This window comes from Patiriisocius marinus (assembly GCF_008974325.1).
GTDB classification, from domain to species: domain Bacteria; phylum Bacteroidota; class Bacteroidia; order Flavobacteriales; family Flavobacteriaceae; genus Patiriisocius; species Patiriisocius marinus.
Genome location: NZ_BKCG01000002.1, coordinates 277,900 through 296,715, shown reverse-complemented (window position 1 = coordinate 296,715; position 18,816 = coordinate 277,900). Strand labels below are relative to the sequence as shown.

Sequence of the window (18,816 nt, the reverse complement as noted above, 5' to 3'; positions counted from 1 at the left end):
TTAATTATAATATAATTGACAGGTACTGTAACAATAAATCGAATATTTACGTACAAATATAAAAGGGAACCGTATGAAATACAGAAACGTAGGTGTTAAAGCAGGACATAAATTATTTATTAGAGAAAAGACAACAGCATTTGATAAGCAAGCAATACCATCTGGTTCATTTCAGGAATTTACTGATCATAAAAAGATGAAAACTTGGGAATATGCCGCGTTTCAAAAAGAACAATTTAAGCAGATTAGAAAACGTAAAAGAACATTTTATATTCTGCTTACCGTTTCTATAGCAGCTTCATTTATATTTTTAATCCTTGGAGGTTTACTATATAATTGGTTTGGAAACTACGGAAATGTAAATTATTAAACTAAATAATTACAAATCCCAACGCCTAAACTCTTTTGTATTTTCGAAAACGTGCTCTAAAATTGCTGCATCTTGTTCTGTAAATTCGATATCTCGTCTTGCCATTACAACTTTAGCCACTTCAAAAGCTTTATTAGTTCTGTAAGTTTCAATATTTGATGCACCTCCCCAACTAAAACTAGGAACAAAATTACGTGGAAACCCTGAACCAAATATATTAGCACAAACTCCAACCACGGTTCCTGTATTAAACATTGTATTAATTGCAGATTTACTGTGATCACCCATCATTAAGCCACAAAATTGTAATCCTGTTTTAGCAAATCGTTGTGTTTCGTAACTCCATAATTTTACTTCTACATAGTTATTTTTAAGGTTTGAATTATTAGTATCTGCTCCTAGATTACACCATTCACCTAATACTGCATTCCCTAAATATCCATCGTGACCTTTATTTGAATAACCAAATAACACACTATTACCAACTTCTCCTCCTACTTTACAATGTGGACCAACGGTTGTACCACCATATATTTTTGCTCCCATTTTAATTGTAGCATTATCGCATAATGCAAAAGGCCCACGAATCATTGCACCTTCCATTATCTCAGCATTTTTACCTATATATATAGGACCATCTGTTGCATTTAAAGAGCATAGAGGAAGCTTTGCTCCTTCTTCTATAAATATATCTTTCTCATTGAAAGCAACTGTATGCTTTGGAATTGACTCTGAAACTCGATCTTCCGTTAATAAATCGAAATCTCTTTGAATTGCTTCAGCATTTTTAGCAAAAATATCCCAAGAGTTTTCAATTCTTAAAACATCATCATACGAGTATTGAATTACTTCAAAAGAATCAAAATCAACCTCTTGACCTTCAGTTGTAAAAAAAGCAAGGGGTTCGTCATTATAAAAAACAGCTTGATTTTCCTGAAGTCCTCTTATCAATCCTGCTAAATTTTCAGAAGGACAAAAAGAAGCGTTAATAAAGATATTAGACTCTAATTCGACTAAAGGGTATTTATCTGCTAAATAATCTTCTGTTACTGTTGTTGTTGAAAAACCTAATAGAAATTCCCATTTTTCGCGAATGGTCATAATACCAATACGTAAATCTGCTACTGGTCTTGTAAATGTAAAAGGTAGTAATTGGTCACGAACAGCGCCGTCAAAAAGGATGTAATTCATAGCATGTGGTATTTCAGATTCAAAGTTACAAAGAAATGTATCGTGATTAAAAAACTTACTAAATTGTTATTTATCAATCACTTTGAATTTATGGTTATACTAAACAAATAAAGCCCTCGATTAAAAATCGAAGGCTCTAATATATGTGATGCCGCTTTAAAAGCGAACTCAAGAAGTTTATTCCTTATCTTCAGCAGGTGCTGCAGCAGGCTTCTTAAATTTAGCATATTTGTTTTTGAACTTGTCAATACGACCAGCCGTATCAATAAGTTTAGATTTCCCTGTGTAGAATGGATGAGAAGTTCTTGAGATTTCCATTTTTACAACTGGATACTCAACACCATCAACTTCAATTGTCTCTTTCGTGTTTGCAGTTGACTTTGTTAAAAATACATCGTCGTTAGACATGTCTTTAAAAGCAACTAATCTATAATTCTCAGGGTGGATACCTTTTTTCATCTTTTTTACTTTTTTAAAATAGCAGAACTGACCTTTCAGAAATGCGTTTGCAAAAATAACTATATTTCATAAAATGACAATACTATTCTATTTTTTTTTTCAGTCTTTTATTTCTGAAATACTATTCAATTGCACCGTTGACAAATCTATCAATTAATTTGTAACATTTTGTTACATTTGTTTACTAACAAAGCGAACCAAAATCATATAAAATATGGAAACTTCAACTGTTTCAACAAAACAAACATCAATACAATACGGATTAGTTTTAGGAGGAATTTTATCATTAATCACAGTATTAATGTACGTTATTAATACAGAGTTATTTACGCAATGGTGGATAGGGATTTTGACACTTGTAATTGTAATTGCTGTGGGTATCATTTCAACTGCTAAAGCTAAATCGCTTTTAGGTGGTTATATGTCATTTAAACAAGCTTTCAGTGCATATTTTATTACTATTGCAGTTGGATTAGCAATTAGCACTGTAGTTGGAATTTTAATTTTTACAGTAGTTGATCCAGATCTAGCTACTTACTTAAATGAGAAAACAATTGAAATGTCAAGAGAGTTTATGGAACGATTTGGAACTCCAGAAGCTGAAATGGAAAAAGCACTTGCTGATCTTGAAGGAGTAAATAACTTTTCTGTAGCTAATCAATTAAAGTCTTATGCTTTTGGAGTTATTTTCCAAGCTGTAATTGGGTTACTAATTGCTTTAATTTTCAAAAGAAAAGACCCTAACGCGATAGAATAATATATGGACATATCTGTTGTCATACCCCTTCTTAACGAAGAGGAATCATTAAATGAATTATACCATTGGATTGCAAAAGTTATGCAATCCAATGGTTTTTTATATGAAATTATTTTTATAGATGATGGTAGTACAGATACCTCTTGGAATATAATAACAACGCTTTCTAAGGAAGATACAAATGTAAAAGGGATAAAATTTCAGCATAACTTTGGGAAATCTCAAGCATTACATGCTGGCTTTGAAATGGCTCAAGGAAACGTTGTTATTACAATGGATGCAGATTTACAAGACAATCCTGATGAAATTCCAGACTTGTATAAAATGGTAACCGAAGATGGTTTCGACCTAGTTTCAGGTTGGAAAAAAGTACGTTACGACTCTAAAATCGCAAAAAACATTCCTTCAAAGTTATTTAACTACGCAGCAAGAAAAACAAGTGGAGTACAATTAAACGATTTTAATTGCGGACTTAAAGCCTACAATAAAAAGGTAATTAAGACAGTAGAAGTTACTGGCGAAATGCATCGATATATTCCTGTGTTAGCTAAAAATGCTGGTTTTTCTAAAATTGGCGAGAAAGTAGTACAACATCAAGCACGTAAATACGGTACAACTAAATTTGGTGCTGAGCGATTTATTCGCGGTTTTTTAGACTTAATAACTATTTGGTTTCTTTCAGGGTTTGGAAAACGCCCTATGCACCTATTTGGAGCTTGGGGAGCAATTATGTTTTTTATAGGTATTTTCTTCTCTATATATTTAGGAGTAGATAAATTGTTTATACACAAAACAGGACGATTAATTACTGATAGGCCACAATTCTATATTGCCCTAACTTCCATGATATTAGGTACGCAACTTTTTTTAGCTGGCTTTTTAGGCGAACTATTTCTACGTTCAAAAAAAGACCGAAAAGATTACAGCATAGCTGAAATTATCAAGTAAAAAGCAGCAATTCTAAATACACATTTGTACCCATAAACGGTATCAAATTGGATTTCGATATAAAATTTGATTTCAACGTAGTATTTTTGCAAACATTAAACAACATTATGATTCACATAGACCCCAACACTTTAGAAAAAGTTAACAACTGGTTAACCCCTACTTTCGACTCAGAAACTCAAGCTAAGATTAAAGAAATGATAGCAAATGATCCTGAAGGATTAGAAGATAGTTTTTATAAAAATCTAGCATTTGGAACTGGTGGAATGAGAGGTGTAATGGGTGTTGGAGATAATCGAATTAATAAATACACACTTGGTAAAAACACACAAGGAATAAGCAATTACCTTAAAAAATCATTCCCAAATGAAAAACTAAAAGTTGCAATTGCTTTTGATTGCCGCCATAACAGTAAAGAACTTGCACAAGTAGTTGCAAATGTATTTTCGGCTAACGATATTGAGGTTTTTCTCTTTTCAGATTTAAGACCAACTCCAGAATTAAGTTTTGCTGTAAAGCACTTAGATTGTCAATGCGGAATTGTACTTACAGCATCGCACAATCCACCAGAATACAACGGTTATAAAGTATATTGGAAAGACGGCGGACAATTAGTTCCACCACAAGATGGTGAAATTATTGCAATTATTAACAACCTTAAATACGAAGAGATTAACTTTAAATCTAACCCTTCATTAATAAGTTTAATTGACGAGGAGGTAGATAAAGCTTTTGAGGTTGCCTCAGTTTTCAACGGAAATTTTAATACGTCAACATTTGCTAAAGAAAATTTAAAAATAGTCTTCACCTCGCTACACGGAACATCAATTACAATGATTCCTCGTGTTTTAAAAGAAGCTGGATACACGAATGTACATATTGTAGAAGAACAAGCTAAACCTGACGGAGATTTCCCAACAGTTAAATCACCAAACCCAGAAGAGCCAGAAGCATTAAAAATGGCTATTGAGTTGGCTGAAAAACTAGATGCAGATATCGTTATAGGTACAGATCCTGATAGTGATAGATTAGGTATTGCAGTAAAAAACACCGCTAACAAGATGACCATAATCAATGGAAATCAAGCAATGGCTATAAAAACGTACTTTCTTTTAGAGCAATGGAAAAAGCAAGGAAAACTCAATGGAAATCAATTTGTAGCTTCTACAATTGTTTCTACTCCTATGATTGCCAAAATCGCATCACATTTTAATGTTGATTATAAAGAAGGTTTAACAGGCTTCAAATGGATTGCTAAAATGGTAAAAGACTTCCCTGAGCAAGAATTTATAGGAGGTGGAGAAGAAAGTTTTGGATTTATGGTTGGCGATTTTGTAAGAGATAAAGATGCAGTTACTGCTACCCTACTCACTTGCGAAATTGCAGCACAACAGAAAGCTGAAAACAAAACACTTTTTAATTACCTAGACGGCATTTATAAGCAAGTAGGCTATTATTTAGAACACCTTATCTCAATAGTCAAGAAAGGTAAAAAAGGAGCTGAAGAAATACAGCAAGTAATGGATACATTACGAAATAAACCATTGAAAACTATTGCTGGAAGCAACGTTACGCGAATTGAAGATTACGCAAACAGCACTGCTATTAATACCGTAAATAACACTACTGAAACGTTAAGAGTTCCAAAAAGCAATGTGCTAATTTATTATACAGAAGACGGAAGTAAAATTGCAGCAAGACCGAGTGGGACTGAACCAAAAATAAAATTTTACATCAGTATTTCTGGAACCCAGAAAATTTCGGAACTACAAATGCAACATAAAATTGCTGGATTAAAAGCAGATTTGCAACTAGGATAACACCTATACATCTACTTTAAGTATATTATTGAGGTATTAACATCTCAAAAATAAAATTCCGAATTCTACTAGAACAGTGTTTCTAATAGAATTAAATATAAAAAGAAATGACATCATTTAGAAAAATACTACGATACGCAGCACCTTACAAAACATATGCTTGGCTAAACGTAGTATCAAATATATTTTACGCTCTTTTTGGGACTTTAGCGATGGTATCGCTATTCCCAATGCTCTCAGTACTATTTGGCGATACTGAAAAACTTTTTGTAGAACCAAAATGGACCGGAATTACAAATGCTAAAGATTATGCTGAACAATATTTAAATTACTTTGTGACACAAAAAGAAATTGAAGGTGTTGATGATGTACTTATTTTTATGGTAATACTTGTAGTTGCTACTTTTTTACTTAAAAACCTTTTTGGTTATTTAGCTATGTTTTTCATCACCTTCCTAAGAAATGGGGTGTTAAAGGATTTACGCAATGACCTTTATGACAAGACAATAGACCTACCTGTTTCATTTTATTCTGAAAAGAGAAAAGGTGATACTATTGCTAGAATAACAAATGATGTACAAGAAATTCAACATTCATTTTTATCTATTTTAGAACTAATTGTACGTGAGCCATTAATGATATTGTTTGCCATTGGCGCAATGTTACTTATTAGTGCCAAGCTTACTTTGTTTGTATTTATTTTTATTCCAGTTTCTGGAATAATAATTTCAGTTATAAGTAAAAGTTTAAAAAAGCACAGTGATAAAGTTCAACAAGAACAAGGTGTATTTCTTTCTATTTTAGAAGAAACCTTAGGAGGATTAAAAATTATCAAAGGTTTTAATGCTGAAAAAATATTTAGCGGAAAATTTAGAGAGTCTACGGGGCGCTTATTTAAATCTGCTAATATTCTATTAAATAGACAAAACTTAGCCTCACCAGCCAGTGAGTTTTTAGGAATTGTTACAATTGCTACATTACTATGGTACGGTGGCCAAATGGTGCTCGTTGAAAAATCGCTAGAACCTGAAGCCTTTTTGGTATATATGGCACTCGCCTACCAGATTTTGACTCCTGCTAAAGCAATAAGTAAAGCAAATTCTAGTATTAAAAGAGGAAACGCAGCTGCGGAACGTGTTCTTGAAATATTAGAAACTGAATCTGCAATTAAAGATGCACCGGATGCCATCACTAAATCTGATTTTAAAGAAGAAATGTTCATCAATAATATTTCGTTTAAATATGAAGATGAATGGGTATTAAAAGATTTTAACTTACAAGTTCCTAAAGGTTCTACCGTAGCACTTGTGGGACAAAGCGGAAGTGGAAAAAGTACTATTGCTAACCTTGTAACGCGTTTTTATGACGTAAATAAAGGAACAATAAGTATTGACGGAATAGACATTAAAAATATGACACAGAAATCACTGCGTGGCTTAATGGGCTTAGTAACACAAGATTCTATTCTATTTAATGACACTATTAAGGAAAACCTTAAAATAGGAAAAATAGATGCAAGCGAAGCCGAAATGATCGATGCATTGAAAATCGCTAATGCTTGGGAATTTGTGAAAGATTTACCTAAAGGAATTGAAACAAATATAGGTGATAGTGGAAATAAATTGAGTGGTGGACAAAAACAACGTTTAAGTATTGCAAGAGCTGTATTGAAAAATCCACCTTTAATGATTTTAGACGAAGCTACTTCTGCCTTAGATACTGAAAGCGAACGCTTAGTTCAAGATGCTTTAGAAAATATGATGAAAAATAGAACTTCTATTGTCATAGCACACCGCCTTTCCACAATACAGTCCGCAGATAGTATTATTGTTTTAAGTAAAGGACAAATTATTGAGCAAGGTACACATGCAGAACTTATTGATAAAAAAGGATCTTACTACAATCTTGTAGAAATGCAGAGTTTAGCGTAAAATTTTATCAGAAAATATTATACAAAAAAAAGAACGGTTGGGACTCCGTTCTTTTTTGGTTTAATGCTATAAACTTAGGGCATTTATAACATTATATACTTTATGTCTATATCAAATATAGCAGCAAATATCAAAACAAGCAAATAAAAATGCTTTTAAACTTTAATTACTACTTTTAATCGACAATATCAGTTAAACAATAGCTAAAATGTATTTTTTTTCTTACAAATAATCTGACTTATTAAAACAAAAAAAATGACGGGATAGCCCCCGCTTAGTCCCGTCATTACTGAATCTTTTAAAATGTTTGAGGCATATATAAAAGTTCAAGAATTAACCTGAAGCAAATATATAAAGAAAATTCCTACAAACAAACAAATCTTACATTTAATCGTATTAAATAACGCTTAATCTATTAATTAACGAAACAAGAGCTTTGAAATCTTATATCTCCCACTAGCAAAAGCAAGTGAATCATTCACAAACGATACTGTGTAAAACCCATCAGTAGAGAGTTCTGTCCACGTGTTACCTTGATCATTACTATATGATATTCCTGGTGAACCCACAGCAATTAATCCCTTACCTTTAGTTCCAGGAATAAACTTAATGCAAGAACGATAGCCTGGTCCACTGCCATTACTTAATAATTGCCAAGTTTTACCACCATCACGTGTTATTGCTTTATTACCCTCATTAAAATCTTGTTTTTCCCAATTTCCTCCTACAATAACTCCTATCTCCTCATTATAAAAATCAACACTATAAATTCCCGTCATAACATCACCTTGAATTATTGGTGTATTAAAAACCTCCCAATTTTCACCTTTATCAGCCGTATAAAAAATTCTAGCACGCTTCCCTCCTGTTGCAATCCAAGCTTTATCTCCTTTCACCGCAATATTAGTGTTACTAGCTGCAAATGCTGCTTCACCCTTAAAGACTGGCGGTAAATTTTCACAAGAAATTTTATTCCACGTATTCCCACCGTCACGTGTTATAATTATTGATAGACATCCATTAATTGGGTCACCCATCGCAATACCTTCTTTTTCATTCCAAAAAGTAATTGCATCATAAAAAACACCTTCACCCTCTTCCGTATAAACCTCCTCCATACTTTCAGCTTCTATTCCATTAGACTTAATTTTATACAAAACAGCAGGGTTTTCTATACTCAAAACAAATACATTATTCCCAGATTTAGCTATTGCTCTAAAATTGAGAATACTGTCCCCATATTTGATAGTTGCAACTTTAGGGGTCTTACCATCAATTAAACCTACAATACCTTTATTTGCAGCAAACCATACTTTAGTAGCATCTTGTGGCGCTATTGCACGAACGCTTAAACTATCAGAAAAAATAGGTGTTATTTCAACCGAAGTAAATGTAGATGTTGTATCATTTCCGCAGGATATCAATAATAATGCGGCAAAAAGTGTAAGAAAATATTTTTTCATTCTGAAATTCTTAATTTTTAATTTGTTTGTTCCTTATAGCCCGTTTTATCACAAAATATAATACTCAATTAGATATATAATTTTAGCAAAAGTAAACAAAAGGTTTTGGGCTTAAAATGATACCTTTGTAGCCGCCTAATTTTAATAGGCTAAATACCCATTATGAGATTACACCGTAATTTAGTTTTTGCAACTATAGATTCTCTTCACGAAATATTCAATGAAGATAAGCAAGCAGATAAAGTATTAAAAAACACCCTTAAACGCGACAAGCGATGGGGATCACGTGACCGTGGATTTGTAGCTGAAACTACATATGATATGGTACGATGGAAACGTTTATACGCTGAAATAGCAGAGGTTAAAGAACCTTTTTCTAGACCAAACCTATTTAGAATGTTTACCGTTTGGGCAACATTAAAAGGTATCAAAATACCAGAATGGCCACAATTTGAAAACACACCTACACGTAGAATTAAAGGACGGTTTGACGAACTTTCCAAAGTTCGTGTTATGCGTGAATCTATTCCTGATTGGTTAGATGAATTAGGAGTTAAGGAATTAGGAAAAAAATGGGACAAAGAAATTGCAGCACTTAATCAACAAGCTGATGTTGTTTTAAGAGTTAACCCATTAAAAGCTACTGTTGAGCAAGTTAAAAATGAACTTTCGGATTTAGAAATAGGAACCGACCCAATTAAAGGGTATCCTTATGCACTAGTTTTAAGAGAACGAGCTAATGTTTTCACGTCTGATGCTTTTAAAAATGGTTGGTTTGAAGTACAAGATGCCTCTTCTCAAAAAGTAGCAGCTTTATTAGATCCTAAACCAGGAATGCGTGTAATTGATGCTTGTGCTGGTGCTGGTGGTAAAACATTACATATTGCCTCATTGATGGGGAATAAAGGGAATGTTATTGCAATGGATATTTACAATAATAAATTAACAGAGCTTAAACGCCGTGCACGTCGAAATGGTATTCATAATATTGAAACACGTTTAATAGATTCAACTAAGGTTATTAAAAAATTAATTGAAAAAGCTGATAAGGTATTAATCGATTCTCCTTGTACAGGTCTAGGTGTCTTAAAACGTAATCCAGATAGCAAATGGAAAATGAATCCAGATTTCCTAGAAACTATAATACAAAAACAAGCCGAATTATTAGACTCGTATTCTCGCATGGTGAAACCAGAAGGAGATTTAGTATACGCTACGTGCTCTATTTTACCTAGTGAAAACCAAAAACAAGTTAAAAAGTTTTTGGCTCGTGAGGAAGGAAAAAACTTTACGTTCGTAAAAGAAGAAATCATATTACCATCTGCATCAGGATTTGATGGTTTTTATATGGCATTATTAAAGAAAAACCCATCTACAGATGAAAAATAATCTATTTGCTTTATTAGCAGTTTTATTATCCTTTAATGCAGTTGCTCAACAACCATATTACAATGATGTTGATCTTTCTTTAACTGGTCAAGCATTATATGTAGAACTTCAAAACAAAATTGACATTAACAACAATACATTTACCTATGGAGATGTTCGTGATACTGTAAAATTTACAGATGAAGATCCTTCAAATTCAAACAATGTATTATTAATTTATGGATACGATAATAGCAGTTGCTTAACGCAACGCAGTAGAGATAAAGATGATTTTGGAGGAACTAGTTGCGAATACAATCGTGAGCATACATTTGCACGAAGTAATGCTAATCCTGAAATGGGATCAGCAAGTAACAGTTCAACAGGAATTACTGCAGACCCTCATAACTTACGTCCAAGCGATCAACAAATGAACGGAAATCGTGGTAACAAAAAATTTGATGATGGTTCTGGAAATGCTGGGAATGTAGGAAGTGGAAATTGGTACCCTGGAGACGAATGGAAAGGAGATGTTGCAAGAATAATGATGTATATGTACACACGTTATGGAGATAGATGTTTGCCATCGTTAAATGGTATAGGCGCTACGCAAAGCGGAAATGATATGTTGCAACTTTACTTAGAATGGAACATTGAAGATCCAGTTACTCCTTTTGAAGATCAACGTAATGCATACTTAGAAAATGCGTACGGGAACCGAAATCCTTTTATTGACAATCCATATTTAGCAACTGTTATTTGGGGAGGTGAACCAGCAGAAGACAGATGGAATTTATTCTCAGTAAATGAGCACTCTACTAATGCGTTCATAGTTTATCCTAATCCAGCAAATACTCAATTATCACTAACAACTACTACAGCTTTAAATGATGCTGAAGGTGTAATCTACACAGTAACCGGCACTGAAGTAATGACTTTTAAACTTAGTACTATTACTACAACTTTAGATATTTCCTCATTAAACTCTGGTATTTATTTATTACAAGTTAATAATAATGGTAAAAAAATTACAAGACAAGTTATTGTAAAATAATCTAGTTATTATCTATAAATTTAGCGCTCCTTAAAAAGAGCGCTTTTTTTATATCTACAATTTATCCAAACGTATAGATAGCTGTTAACTAAGCTTCAATAATGATTCAATATTAACATAATGATCAAAAAAATATTAAAGAGAATAATGATAATAGCAATAACAATAATCGGAGTATTAATATTAGCTTATTTCGCTTTTACTAACTTTTACCCAAGTTTTGGTGGTGATGTTTCTAAACAACAACAACTAATATATAAAGATTCTAAACAATTTAAAGACGGAAAGTTTACTAATATTAACCCCGTCCCAAAGGAGTTAAGCTTTTCAGAAACTACAAAATTAGCTTACACATTTTTCACAACCAAAGTTCCAAACGGCAGACCAAAAAAAGACTTAAAAGTAACCAAAATTGACTCTACAAATGTAGCTAACTATAAAGGTGAAGCAAGAATGATTTGGTTTGGTCATTCTTCATTTTTATTACAAATTCAAGGAAAAAACATACTTTTAGACCCTATGTTTGGTAAAGTAGCTGCACCTCACCCACTTCTTGGCGGAAATCGTTTTAATCAAGAGTTTCCTTTAGCAATAGAAAAATTACCGCAAGTTGATGCAGTGATTTTTTCTCACGATCATTACGATCATCTAGATTATCAATCTGTTTTAAAAATAAAAGATAAAACAAATCATTTCTATGTTCCACTTGGTGTGGGCGAACATTTAAAAGCTTGGAATGTTTCAGAAAGCAAAATAACCGAACTTGATTGGTGGCAAGAAACACAATTAGATTCTTTAAAACTAGTGTGTACTCCTGCTCAACATTTTTCTGGAAGAAAATTAAATAATGGGCAAAGTACATTGTGGAGTTCTTGGGTAATTCAATCTAATGAAGAGAACATTTACTTTAGTGGAGATAGTGGTTATGCATCACATTTTACTGAAATAGGAAACAAATACGGCCCATTTGATTTAGCGCTTATGGAATGTGGGCAATACAATGAAATGTGGGCAGATATACATATGATGCCCGAAGAAACAGCACAAGCTGGGGTCGATTTAAAAGCTAAAAAAATTATGCCTATCCATTGGGGTGGATTCAAATTAGCATTACACGAATGGACAGATCCTGTTGTTAGAGTTAAAGTTGAAGCAGCCCAGTTAAACATTGAAGTTATTACACCAACAATAGGTGAAGAAATTAGAGTAAAAGATGCTATAAATACCTCTATTAATTGGTGGGATAACCTTTAATCAATTACTATAAACAATAAAAGCGTCTTGATTTTCATCAAGACGCTTTTTAATATAAACTAGTGTTATTATTTATTTACAATAACTCTTTTAGTAGCTTGAAACTCTCCGTTTGATACTACAACAAAATACACCCCTGCAACTGCAGCTGACATATCCATTCTTGCAACATACTCATTACCTCTATTTTCAAGGTTACCAGCAGTTACTTTTTGTCCTATAGTATTATAAACAGTATAGTTAATATCTCCAAAATCTCTAGGCGTATTAAAATCTAAATCATATTGCTTAGATCCTATTGGTAGAATATTAAATTCACCACTATTAAATTCAACATCATTAGTTGAAAGTAATGTATTATTTACCTCAATTGAAAAAGGGTCATTAGGAGCATTTTGATCTCCTGTTAATAAAGTTCTTGCTTCAATATCATAGGTTGTTTGAGGTGAAGATAAATCAACTGTTTGAGTAAATGTGTACGTATCTCCAGTAAATGGAGCTAATGTTCCTGAAAAGGTTTCAGTAGCTACAATAGTTCCATCAACACTTAATTGAACATCAAAGTTAGATTGTGGGTCGTTACCAAAATTGTATACGTTTACAGTTACAGTTTCAGCATTACCTAGATCTCCAGTAGTAGGAGTTACAAAACTAGATACACCTACATCAGCCAATAAACCTGTATTTAATCTAAAAGAGGCAATACGAGTTCTCCAGTTGTTTACACCTTGAAAATATTCAGTAGTATGCCAAAATGTAAGTCCATCAGGGTCCATAGTCATATGTGCATAATCACCAAATCTATTTGTATTAGCTTGCCATCCAGTTCCATTCCAAATTGTACTTTCAGGGAAGGTCATTTCACCAAGAGGGTCTCCATCAAAACGCCCTGTAAATTTAATAGCTACTGGTGTATTTTCACTTCCTAAATTGTAAGCCATACCAATATTTCCATCAATATCCATTGCTGCACTACTCATAAAACGCTTTTCACCATCAGCAGGAGCAAATGTTCCTTCTTGAAAAATTGACCAATCATTTGTTGCATCATTACGTAGTTCTATCCAGCGAATTCCAGGAGTAAAGTTTCCTAAATCTGTATTCATTGTAATTACCCAAGAGTTATGAGTTGGAAATTTACGGTAATTTGCCGCATAGCTAATAATACCACTTTGTGCATCAACACGTCTAGTAGTATTAGGTTGTTCAATATCTCCTTGTCCAAATGGTCTAATAAAAGAATCAAAAGGAGCTGTAGGAATCTCTAATGGGTTTGCTGAAATTGTAGAATTTGCTGGTGTATCAAAATCAACATCAATTTCCCAAACTTTTAAATGGTCGAAACTTACTCCACCCCATTGGTCATCTTGTAAATAAACGATATATCCAGGTGTTCCTGCATCAAAATCAGTTCCTACTAAGTTAGCAGGTTCTGGGCTAAAAACCGTTGCTGGATTTCTAACTACTTGGGGAAGATTAAAACCAATAATTGCAGGATTAGCATCACCATTAATCATACCTTGTCTATCAATTGCATAGGTAGTATTACCGTTAAATTTATTCGCTGTTAAAAAATAAGCATCAGGCCAAATACTGTAATGTGGGTAATCAGGGAAAGCATCTAATGAATAAGAGTATAAGTTATATGATCCCGTTGGATCTGGAGTTTCAGAAACACCTATAATTAATGCATTATCTGAAGTTCTAAACTGACTTACAAAAAAGCGATCTGCTAATTGATCATACATTACAATAGGATCTCCATTGTTGTTTCCAGAACCTAAAAACGTTCCTAAAAACGTAGGTCCAGATAATAAAGTTCCTGTTTTGTCAAATATTTTCACAACTAAATTTACAGCATGAACATAATGGTTAGGTCCTACAGCTCCTGAAGGATCTGGTGGTACTGCTTGACCTTCTGCTAATGAAGCACCTTCAAAATTTTGCATGGTAGTCATTACTTGTCGAGTACCTTGCTCACTTTGTCTCACTAAATCATCTCCATTTAATGGAAGTGCATTTGGATTTATAACTGCATCTGCTTGAGTTGGGTCAAAACGCTGTTTAATCTCTCTTATATTTTCATAACCAGCTTCTTGCATTTCATATATGTCTGGCATATCACGTAAAGGAATTGTTTTCCCTAAGAATTCTCCAGTCGATACAACTTGTGGGCCTACAGTATCCTGAGCCATCGCTGAAAAAGATGTTAATGCAGTTACTGCAATAACAAGAGTACTTAATTTCATAGTATTTTTTTTAAAAATTAATAATTTGTTTTTGTAATGATTTTGAAGATTTTAAAAACCCAAAAAAATTATTGTATTATTTCAATAAAAAAGAGGTCAGAAAAATGATGAATACCTTACAAATTAATTAGTTGTTTGCAATTTACACCTAATTGTTGAAAACAATGGGGCAAAACTTCCTCATGTGATACTTTTATTAGAAAAATTTTAGGGTAAAATAACTACATTTGTTGCTCTAAAACCCGAACAAATGATTCACTTCTTTGGAAACGTAAAAAAGACCATTTTTGCAGTCCAATCAACTCAAGATTTATCAACCGAAAATGTCACTAAATTAAGTTGGCTATTTGGTAACCAAGCTAAGGTTAATGAAACCGTTTTAAAAGAATCCTATATAGGTCCTCGTGCCGCAATGGTGACTCCTTGGAGTACTAATGCAGTAGAAATTACTCAAAATATGGGTGTGGAAGGAATTATACGTATTGAAGAATTTTTCAATACTTCGGAAATAAGCCAGGATTTCGATCCTATGCTTACTCAAAAATATAGTGAACTAAACCAAGAGATGTTCACCATTAATATCGCTCCAGAGCCTATTAAGAATATTGATAATATTTCAGCATTTAATAAAGCTGAAGGTCTTGCTTTAAACGATGAAGAAGTAACATATCTAGATAACCTAGCTACTAAACTAGGACGTCCACTTACTGACTCTGAAGTTTTTGGTTTTAGCCAAGCAAACAGTGAACACTGTAGACACAAAATATTTAATGGAACATTTGTTATTGATGGTGAGGAAATGCCATCTTCACTATTTAAGTTAATTAAGAAAACAAGTAGTGAAAATCATAACGATATTATTTCTGCTTATAAGGATAATGTTGCATTTGTGAAAGGACCTAAAGCAACTCAGTTTGCTCCTGCAAGTCCTGACAAACCTGATTTTTACGAAAATAAAGAATTTGATAGTGTAATTTCGCTTAAAGCTGAAACTCACAACTTCCCTACAACGGTAGAGCCATTTAATGGTGCTGCGACAGGAAGTGGTGGAGAAATTAGAGATAGATTAGCGGGAGGAAAAGGTTCATTACCATTAGCTGGTACCGCTGTTTATATGACATCGTACTCAAGACTAAATGATTCAAAACCTTGGGAAAAAACTATGGAACAACGTGATTGGTTATACCAAACACCTTTAGACATCTTGATTAAAGCAAGTAATGGAGCGTCAGACTTTGGAAACAAATTTGGGCAACCCTTAATTACAGGTTCTGTTTTAACTTTTGAACACGAAGAACACGCACGTAAATTAGGTTTTGACAAAGTGATTATGATGGCTGGAGGAATTGGCTATGGTAAAGCAGAACAAGCCTTAAAAGACACACCAAAAACTGGAGATAAAATTGTGATTCTTGGTGGTGAAAACTATAGAATAGGTATGGGTGGTGCTGCAGTTTCAAGTGCTGACACAGGTGAATTCTCTAGCGGAATTGAACTTAACGCCATACAACGTTCTAATCCTGAAATGCAAAAACGTGCAGCCAATGCCGTAAGAGGTATGGTAGAAAGTGACATTAATCCTATTGTTTCTATTCACGATCACGGTGCAGGTGGACACCTTAATTGTCTAAGCGAATTAGTAGAAGACACAGGTGGATTAATTGATTTAGATAAATTACCAATTGGTGACCCAACGCTTTCTGCTAAAGAAATTATAGGTAACGAATCACAAGAGCGAATGGGTCTTGTAATTGGTGAAAAAGATATTGACACATTAAAACGTGTTGCAGATAGAGAACGCTCTCCTATGTATGAAGTGGGTGATGTAACTGGTGACCATCAATTTACATTTCAAAGTAAAACTACTGGTTTGAAACCTATGGATTTTGCTTTAGAAGATATGTTTGGTAGCTCACCAAAAACAATAATGACAGATAAAACGGTTGAGCGTGATTATAAAAATCCAGTTTATAACGTTTCAGATATTACATCATACGTAAGCCACGTTTTACAATTAGAAGCAGTAGCTTGTAAAGACTGGTTAACTAATAAAGTTGACCGCTGTGTCACCGGTAAAGTAGCTAAACAACAATGTGCTGGCCCTTTACAATTACCACTTAATAATTGTGGTGTAATGGCCTTAGATTATAACGGTGTTAATGGTGTAGCTACAAGTGTTGGTCACTCCCCTATTTCAGGATTAATTGATCCTGTTGCTGGTTCTAGAAACTCAATTACTGAAGCATTAACTAACATTGTTTGGGCACCACTTGAAAACGGACTTAAAAGCGTATCACTTTCAGCTAACTGGATGTGGCCTTGTAATAATGAAGGAGAAGATGCTCGTTTGTACAAAGCTGTTGAAGCAATTAGCGAATTTAGCATCGATCTTGGAATTAATGTTCCTACTGGTAAAGATTCCCTTTCAATGAAACAGAAATACAAAAACGAAGAAGTTATTTCTCCGGGAACTGTAATTATTTCTGCAGGAGCTCATTGTAGTGATATTAAAAAGGTTGTCGAGCCAGTTGCTCAATTCGAACAAGGAAGCTTGTATTATATTAATATTTCGCAAGACACTCACAAATTAGGGGGTTCTTCTTTTGGTCAAATGTTAAGTACTGTTGGTAACGAAGCTCCAACAGTTAAGAGTGCAGCATATGTAAAAACAGTTTTTAATACTATCCAACATGCAATTAAAAATGACTTAGTTGTAGCAGGTCACGATGTTGCTTCTGGTGGACTTATCACTACATTGTTAGAATTATTTTTTGCTGACACTAACATAGGTGCCACGCTAGATATTTCGGCATTAGGAGAAGATACTGTAAAAGTATTATTTGCCGAAAACTGTGCTATAGTAGTTCAAACAAATAATAATGAAGCTTTTGAAAGTTTATTAAATGACCATAATATCGATTTTAATATCCTCGGAAATGTGATAGCTTCAAATACACTGAGCATTTCAACAAACGGTGATCCTTTAGATTTTGATATAGCTGAAATGCGCGATACTTGGTATAACACTTCATATCATTTAGACAAAAAACAGAGCGGAAATCAAGCAGATGCAAGATTTAAAAATTATAAGAAGCAACCTTTACAATTCACATTTCCGAAGGACTTTACAGGAGCTTTACCACAAATACCAAAAGGAGAACGCATAAAAGCTGCTATCATTAGAGAAAAAGGAAGTAATAGTGAGCGCGAAATGGCTAATGCGATGTATTTAGCTGGATTTGATGTTAAAGATGTCCATATGACAGATTTAATTAGCGGTCGAGAAACCCTTGAAGATATCAAATTTATAGCTGCCGTAGGAGGATTTTCAAATAGTGATGTTTTAGGATCTGCTAAAGGATGGGCTGGCGCATTTTTATATAATGACAAAGCAAACACAGCATTGAAAAACTTCTTTGCTAAAGACAATACTTTATCATTAGGAGTATGTAATGGTTGCCAATTATTTGTTGAATTAGGATTACTTAATGAAGAAGATACTGAAAAGCCAAAAATGCTACATAATGATAGCGGAAAGTTTGAATGTTCATTCACATCAGTAAAAATACAAGAGAACAATTCAGTAATGCTTTCAAGCTTAGCTGGAAGTACCTTAGGTATTTGGGCTGCTCACGGTGAAGGAAAATTCTCTTTCCCAAATAATGAAGAGCATTACAATATTGTAGGTAAATATGGTTATGAAGGTTTTCCTTCTAACCCTAACGGAAGTGATTTCAATACAGCTATGATGACAGATGTTACTGGACGTCATTTAGTAATGATGCCACATTTAGAAAGATCTACATTCCCTTGGAACTGGGGTCACTACCCTAGCGATCGTCAAGATGAAGTTTCACCTTGGCTTGAAGGCTTTGTTAATGCAAGAAAATGGTTAGAAAATAAGAAGTAATTTCTCATAATTAACCCACAATTAGTCCATAAGAGCGTAAGA

13 protein-coding genes are annotated in these 18,816 nt (G+C 33.5%); 9 read left to right on the top strand and 4 right to left on the bottom strand.

From position 1 onward, the window contains the following. Positions 1-73: 73 nt before the first annotated feature. Positions 74-370, top strand: a complete 297-nt coding sequence (locus GBH57_RS06305) for a hypothetical protein (RefSeq protein WP_151673230.1) — start codon at positions 74-76, stop codon at positions 368-370. 9 nt (positions 371-379) lie between these two features. Here the strand turns inward: GBH57_RS06305 and GBH57_RS06300 are convergent, their stop codons facing one another. Further along, a complete protein-coding gene (locus tag GBH57_RS06300; protein ID WP_151673229.1) occupies positions 380-1,561 on the bottom strand; it encodes a GlmU family protein in 1,182 nt (393 codons plus the stop codon). Positions 1,562-1,738: 177 nt separating this feature from the next. Beyond that, the gene (locus tag GBH57_RS06295) at positions 1,739-2,020 is read right to left on the bottom strand and encodes a type B 50S ribosomal protein L31 (RefSeq protein ID WP_151673228.1); all 282 of its coding nucleotides are present in this window, start codon (positions 2,018-2,020) and stop codon (positions 1,739-1,741) included. A gap of 214 nt (positions 2,021-2,234) precedes the next feature. On the opposite strand from GBH57_RS06295, the gene GBH57_RS06290 reads away from it, so the two are divergent. From GBH57_RS06290 to GBH57_RS06275, 4 genes are all read left to right on the top strand, one after another. Next, on the top strand, positions 2,235-2,777 hold the full coding sequence (locus GBH57_RS06290) for a DUF4199 domain-containing protein (protein ID WP_151673227.1): 543 nt from the start codon (positions 2,235-2,237) through the stop codon (positions 2,775-2,777). Positions 2,778-2,780: 3 nt separating this feature from the next. After that, the gene (locus GBH57_RS06285) at positions 2,781-3,725 is read left to right on the top strand and encodes a glycosyltransferase family 2 protein (RefSeq protein ID WP_151673226.1); all 945 of its coding nucleotides are present in this window, start codon (positions 2,781-2,783) and stop codon (positions 3,723-3,725) included. A 107-nt stretch (positions 3,726-3,832) separates the two neighbouring features. Further along, on the top strand, positions 3,833-5,545 hold the full coding sequence (locus GBH57_RS06280) for a phospho-sugar mutase (RefSeq protein ID WP_151673225.1): 1,713 nt from the start codon (positions 3,833-3,835) through the stop codon (positions 5,543-5,545). A 107-nt stretch (positions 5,546-5,652) separates the two neighbouring features. Further along, complete coding sequence (locus GBH57_RS06275; RefSeq protein WP_151673224.1) at positions 5,653-7,476, top strand: ABC transporter ATP-binding protein; 1,824 nt, start codon at positions 5,653-5,655, stop codon at positions 7,474-7,476. Between the two features lie 419 nt (positions 7,477-7,895). On the opposite strand, the gene GBH57_RS06270 is transcribed toward GBH57_RS06275, so the two are convergent. Further along, positions 7,896-8,939 (bottom strand): WD40/YVTN/BNR-like repeat-containing protein, encoded by a 1,044-nt coding sequence (locus GBH57_RS06270; RefSeq protein WP_151673223.1) that lies wholly within the window; start codon positions 8,937-8,939, stop codon positions 7,896-7,898. A gap of 162 nt (positions 8,940-9,101) precedes the next feature. On the opposite strand from GBH57_RS06270, the gene GBH57_RS06265 reads away from it, so the two are divergent. From GBH57_RS06265 to GBH57_RS06255, 3 genes are all read left to right on the top strand, one after another. After that, positions 9,102-10,328 carry an RsmB/NOP family class I SAM-dependent RNA methyltransferase gene (locus GBH57_RS06265; RefSeq protein WP_151673222.1) on the top strand — a complete coding sequence of 409 codons (1,227 nt, stop codon included), beginning with the start codon at positions 9,102-9,104 and terminating at the stop codon, positions 10,326-10,328. Further along, positions 10,318-11,361, top strand: coding sequence for an endonuclease (locus GBH57_RS06260; RefSeq protein ID WP_151673221.1), 1,044 nt, complete (start codon positions 10,318-10,320; stop codon positions 11,359-11,361). The genes GBH57_RS06265 and GBH57_RS06260 overlap by 11 nt, the downstream gene beginning before the upstream one ends. A 147-nt stretch (positions 11,362-11,508) precedes the next feature. Further along, positions 11,509-12,615 carry an MBL fold metallo-hydrolase gene (locus GBH57_RS06255; protein WP_151673220.1) on the top strand — a complete coding sequence of 369 codons (1,107 nt, stop codon included), beginning with the start codon at positions 11,509-11,511 and terminating at the stop codon, positions 12,613-12,615. Between the two features lie 68 nt (positions 12,616-12,683). Here the strand turns inward: GBH57_RS06255 and GBH57_RS06250 are convergent, their stop codons facing one another. Continuing rightward, positions 12,684-14,864, bottom strand: coding sequence for a T9SS type A sorting domain-containing protein (locus tag GBH57_RS06250; protein WP_151673219.1), 2,181 nt, complete (start codon positions 14,862-14,864; stop codon positions 12,684-12,686). Positions 14,865-15,114: 250 nt separating this feature from the next. On the opposite strand from GBH57_RS06250, the gene purL reads away from it, so the two are divergent. Next, positions 15,115-18,774 (top strand): phosphoribosylformylglycinamidine synthase, encoded by a 3,660-nt coding sequence (purL, locus tag GBH57_RS06245; RefSeq protein ID WP_151673218.1) that lies wholly within the window; start codon positions 15,115-15,117, stop codon positions 18,772-18,774. The last annotated feature ends 42 nt before the right edge of the window (positions 18,775-18,816 follow it).